Below are 6,353 nucleotides of genomic sequence, written 5' to 3'. Positions count from 1 at the left end.
AGATCAGACATGTTACCGCTCGATTTTCGAACCGTGAATCACGCCGCTGGACGGAAATCAATGGGTCCTGACCCTAGAGCGTCTCGATCTGGGTGAAACCAACGACCTTCTCATCGTTACGGGCCAGGTCGGCGACGCGGAAACTGCCGAACTGACCGTCGATAGCGGGCGGCGCCGGGATGCGATCAGCTTCAGGGAGGGTATCACCTTGGACCTGACCGGCGCGAATGACCACATGATCGGCACCGCCCGCGGCAGAGAAAGCGACGGCACGCTCGAAGATGGCACATCCGCAGTCGACATCACCAACGCAGAGCGGCTGTTCCTGTCGGGTGGCGACGACCAGATCGACGGCGTGATCAGCCACGTCTATGAGGTCAGAGGCGGAGGTGGCAACGACCGGATCGACTTCTCGGAACATACAGGCGAGAGCGAATTCTTGCGTGAAGGCTTTAACGACCGGATTGAAATCCGCGGCGACAATGGCGACGACCAGCTGTTCACCAACGAAAGCATCGACAGCAGGCTGGATGGCGGCAGGGGCGACGATACGCTTGATGCGGCCTCGGGCGTTCAAAGCTCAGACCGCACCATCGTTATGCAGGCGGGCGACGGCGACGATGTGCTGTTGGCCGGGGCCGGGATCAATGTGGTGGACGGCGGCGCGGGCATCGACACCCTGTCATACGAAGAACATGTCGCGGCGGTTGAGATCGACCTTGAGCGCGGCGAGGCGGTGGACAGCACCGGCCAGATCGACACCTTCGAGAACATCGAAGTGGTTATCGGCTCGGGCCTGAACGACACCATCACCGGCGATGACGAGGCCAATGTGATCGACGGCGGCGCAGGCAATGACACGATCCGGGGCGGCGTCGGAAACGACAATCTCATCGGTGGCGCTGGCGATGACTCCCTTCTGGGCGGCGAAGGCGATGACGCGCTTGTCGGCGGCGAAGGCAAAGACACCCTGCGCGGCGGTGACGGCGATGATGCTCTTTATGTCACCTACAGCGACCGTGTGGCTGCGGGGGAAGCCGACCGGATCGACGGTGGCGCAGGCAATGATGGTGTGATTTTTCAGGATGAGGGCGGCAATGCCGAGGGCGTTCTGGTCAACCTGACGACAGGCAGGGCGCGGGTCATCGACCAGCAACCGAACATCGCGGTGATGTCCGGGATCGAAAACGTCACCGGCACCTCGCAGGCGGATGAGATCCTTGGCGATGATGGCGACAACGCGCTGAACGGCGGCGGCGGCGATGATTTCATTGTTGGCGGCGCGGGCAACGACGTGCTTGCAGGCGACAGCGGTAACGATCTCTTGTTCGGCGGCGACGGCAACGACGAACTGGTGGTCAGCGGCGGCTTTGATCGGGTCTTCGGCGAGGACGGCCTAGACGCGGCAACGATCTACCTGATCGAGGATGCCGAGACCGGTCAGACATCGGACGTCCGCTATGTCAGCGACGGCGAAAGGCTGACGGTTGAGCATTTCATCCTTGACGGCGACGGCAACAAGACCGTTCTGGGCGTGGCTGAGTTCGGCACCGATGTGGAGGAGGTCAGGATCTTTGCCCCGGTGGAGACCGACGAAGGCAATACCGACACGCCTGCCGAACCGGAGCTGCTTGAGACCCGCTCCACGGCGCAGCTGATCGCGCGCCACGAAACCGATGAGGTCATCCCCTTCCCGGAGGACGCACCGGCGGCAATCATCCCCGAAGCGCAGGCCAACGAGGACGGATCGCATACGGTAGTCCTGTCGACCGGTGAAACGGCGACGGTGACAGTGCCGGACCAACGCAGTTTCACGCTCACCACGCGCGATTTGAATGGTGACATCCTGTTCGAGCAGACCTTCAGCGGATCTGTGAGTTCCCGAGTAGCGGCAATAGAGCCTTTGGAGAACGGTCAATTCGCCTTGTCTTTCGACGTGTTTGACGGACCAACAGGGTTGAAGCTTCAGATCTACGATGCGGAAGGGCTGGTTCGGGAAACTGCCGAGGGCGACGACATTCTTGTAGCTTTCGCTGATCCAAACTGCGCAGATCGCCAGATTGTCGCGCTCCCTGACGGCGGCTTCGTGATCCTCGACGAACGTGGGGGCTTTCAGAGACGGATGAACGCATTGATCCTCGATGAAGACCTGAACCCCGTCGGTTTTGAAAGAGGTCTCATCAACCAATCAAGCACGTCGGGCTCGAACACTCTGCTCCCCGCGGCCGATGTGCTGGAAAATGGCAACATTGTCATCACGATCGCCGACAAGGACGGGCGCGACTCGGATCTGCGGTTCCACATCTTCGATATCTCCAGCGGCGAGTTCGAGCTGGTGGCGAGCAGATTTGTCTCGGGCTCCAACGTCGGCAACACGGTGCGGCAGAACGATGTCGTGGCGCTGGATGATGGCGGGTTTGCCATTGTCTGGAACGACACCCACATTAGCAACCGGATGTTCGTGGAACGCTTTGATGCGGATGGCAATAGCCTGAGCGGCAGACAGAGGCTGCCCGTCGACGGGCGCCCCGAAGACATCAAGCTGACCAACCTGGGCGGCGACGGCATTCGCCTGTCGGGGGACGGGATCGCGGATATCGACATCGACCTGAGCCAGACCCAGCATCGCTTTGACAATAGTTCCGAGCTGATCGAAGGCGGCGCGGCCAACAGCTTTTTCAATGCTCTGGGCGGCCATGACACCGTCCTGTCCGGTGGTGGCGATGACCTGGTGATTGCGGGCGACGGCAATGACAGTGTTGTGGCCGGTGCGGGCGACGATATCGTGACCGGCGGCACTGGTGTCGATACCTTGCGCGGACAGTCCGGCGACGATGAACTGTCGGGCGATAACGGGAATGACACCCTGATCGGCGGCGGTGGCGATGACACGCTGGACGGCGGCGCGGACCGCGACCTGCTGCGGGGCGGCACCGGTAATGACAGCCTGAACGGTGGCACCGGCAGTGATAGCCTGCTGGGCGGTGACGGCGACGACACCCTGGATTCTGGCAACGGCCTTGACACCCTGAATGGCGGCACCGGCGACGATCTGTTGATCGACGGGTTGGGCCAGACCAATTTTGTCTTCTCGACCGAACGGGCGCTGAACGACGGCTCGGGCGTCGAGATCGGCCAGACCTTGGGCTTTGGCAATGACACGATCGATGGCTTCTCCTTCGATCTTGACCGTATCGACCTGCGTGGGGTCGAGGGTATCGACAGCTTTGACGATCTGACCATCACCCAGGACGGCGGCGATACCCTGATCGACACCGGCGTCGGCACGATCCGGGTGCTTGATACTGATCACCGCGAATTCGGGGTATTCGATTTCCTTGGCCTCGACGCGCCCACAAGCGGCTCGATCACCGCAAGTCACTTCAACCTTCCGACAACCGGAGACCGCCTTCTGGACACGATCGATTTTGACGCCGATCCGGTTTTTGTGGAGCAGCTGACCGAAATCAGAGAAAGCACCAATGGCACGTTCTTCGAAGGCGGGCGGAATAGCTTCTTTGCCGTTGAATACCAGGGGGTCTTTGTTGCCGAACAGGCCGGCAGGTACAGGTTCTTCCTGACCAGCGATGACGGCTCTGAGCTGTTCATCAACGGCACGCGCGTGATCGACAATGACGGCCGCCACAGCGCCCGCGAACGCTCTGCCTCCATCGAGTTGGGCGAAGGCGCCCACCATATCGAGCTGCGGTATTTTGAAGCCCAAGGCCGCGCGACGGTGGATCTTGATGTCGCCCGCCCCTTCGAGGGACGCACGCAGCTGACACTTCAGGGTGTCCAAGGCGATGAGACGGAAAACCTGCAAAACGGAAGCAACCGCGCCGAGAGCTTCGAAGGCAACGGTGGCCATGACACGATCAATGCAGGCGGCGGCAATGACACCCTTGATGGTGGGTCCGGCGATGATGTCCTTAACGGTGGCGCGGGCGCCGATGTGGCGGTCTTTGCGGGCAGCCGGGGCGACTATGAGTTGAGCCTTGATGGCGACGAGATCGTGGTCTCGGGCGGCGGTGAAGGGGTCGACCGGCTCCGGAACATCGAAACCCTGCGCTTTGAGGGAGATGGCAACGAAGTCGATGCCGCTGACATCGAAGATCTGGACGTCTCCTTCGCCACGGCCAATGTGGCGCTCACCGGCGCCGCTGTCGCCGATGTCATCTTTGGCACCTTTGGCGGCGACACCCTGGACGGGGATGGCGGTGACGACATCCTGATCGGTAGCTTCGGCAATGACACGCTGAACGGCGATAGCGGCGATGACCACCTGAGCGGTGACAGCGGCGATGACCTGCTGAATGGCGGGACTGGCGACGATGTGCTTGAGGGCGGTTCGGGCGATGACAGGATCGTTGGCGGCAACGGCAATGACCGGCTCGATGGCGGCGGCGGCGATGACCGGCTGTTTGGCAGCTCAGGCAACGATATCTATGTCTTCTCCACCGAACGGGTTGCCGATTTCGGCACCGACAGCATCTTCGGTTTCACCTTCGGACAAGACCGGATCGACCTGAGCGGTGTTGCCTCGGTCAAAGGCTTCGAGGATCTGACCATCACCCAGGTCGGCAATGCCGCCGTGATCGACACCGGCGTAGGCACCATCCGGCTGGTGGATGTCGTGGCTGACGACATCCGTCCCTTCGATTTCGTCGGGCTCGACAAGGTCACGCTCAACGGCATGACGGCGAGCTATTTTAACACGCCAAGCGACGTGCAAGTGCTGGAACAGATCGATTTCCGCGCCACGCCGATCTTTGAGGAACAGGTGAGCGCGATCAGCGAAGCCACCACCGGCAGTTTCTTAGAAGGAGGGCCGAGCAACAACTTTGCCGTTCTCTACCACGGGGCCTATCTTGCCGAAGCAGCCGGAACCTATGAGTTCAGCCTGTCCAGCGACGATGGATCCGAACTCTGGATCGACGGCGTTCGGGTCATCGACAATGACGGTGTCAGCACCGGGCGCACGGTGGACGCCCGTGTCGATCTGAGTGCCGGGTCCCATACCATTGAGCTGCGCTATTTCGAGGCGCGCGGCGGGGCATCGGTCGAACTGGGCGTGGTGACGCCGGGTGCCAGCGAAAGCGTGGTGGTTGATTTCACCCCGGTCCTGACCACCGATCCGCTGCTGCTTCAGGGTGGCCCGCTGGGCGACACACTCGAAGGCAGGGACGGCAACGACACCTTGATCGGGGGCGCTGGCGACGACAGCCTGGATGGCGGTGCAGGAACCGATGTGGCCGTCTTCTCGGGAAGCCTCGACGACTATCTGATTGTCCGCGATGGCGACGACGTTCTGATCTCTGGCGGCGGCGACGGGGTCGACCGGCTTCAAAGCATCGAACGGCTGCGCTTTGAGGAAGACCAAGGCCCGGATGTGGTCCTCGGCTTCTCTGAGGCCGGTGAGCCTGTGATCGGCGCCAATGTAGCCGGGATCGTCTTCGGCTCGGACGGCGCTGACACTATCAATGCCCGGGGCGGCGACGATACGCTGCGCGGTGCTGCGGGTGACGATGTCCTTGAGGGTGGCAAAGGGGCTGACCTGATCGTCGGCGGCGCCGGAGATGACATGATGCGCGGCGGTGCTGGCAACGACACCCTGCGCGGCAACCGGGGTGAGGACACCATGATTGCGGGACGCGGCAACGACATCCTGCGTGGCGGCCGCGGTGACGAAACACTCTATGGCGGCAGTGGAGACGACACCTTGAGCGGTAGCGAGGGTGACGACATCATGCAGGGCGGCGACGGTGCGGATCTCTTTGTCTTCAACGCATTCACCGACGGTGAGATGGACGAGATCATGGATTTCGAGGATGGTATCGATCAGCTCCTGCTGCGCCTCACCGATCCGGCAACCGGCGAGCCCGTCCTCGACACTGGTGGTAACGGCCTTGAGGGGTTTGTCGATGCGCTCGACATCAGCGATGTCGCAGGTGGCGCCCAGATCAACGTCGACGGCCATCTTGTGCTGATCCACGGTGTCAGCGCAACCGATCTGACGGTTGACGACTTTCAGTTCGTCTAACCGGCCCCGTACGGACCTTCGGCATTGCGCCACGTCAATCACCAAGGCCGCGCCTCCGGGCGCGGTCTTTTGTCAAACAGGAGCCAAATCGCACAATGGCTTGTGACAAGGAAAATAACTCACTGCGACGAACGTGGCGGCCGTTCTGCTTGGCGCGTAGGGAATTGAACGGCGCTTGCAGTGTTATGCAGATCGGTTCGATCTGGACCACACTATCGCACTCTATACAGGGATGTTTTATTGGTTGCGGGAGCAGGATTTGAACCTGCGACCTTCAGGTTATGAGCCTGACGAGCTACCTGGCTGCTCCATC

General features: G+C 61.5%; 1 protein-coding gene. It reads left to right on the top strand.

Features of this window, described 5'->3' with window-relative positions; translation table 11 throughout:
• Positions 1-208: 208 nt before the first annotated feature.
• On the top strand, positions 209-6,040 hold the full coding sequence (locus tag PXK07_RS18470; RefSeq protein ID WP_274849773.1) for a PA14 domain-containing protein: 5,832 nt from the start codon (positions 209-211) through the stop codon (positions 6,038-6,040).
• Positions 6,041-6,353 lie beyond the last annotated feature (313 nt).

Source organism: Phaeobacter sp. QD34_24, from assembly GCF_028890115.1.
In the GTDB taxonomy this organism is placed as follows: domain Bacteria; phylum Pseudomonadota; class Alphaproteobacteria; order Rhodobacterales; family Rhodobacteraceae; genus Phycobacter.
This window is presented reverse-complemented; position numbering and strand designations above follow the sequence as displayed.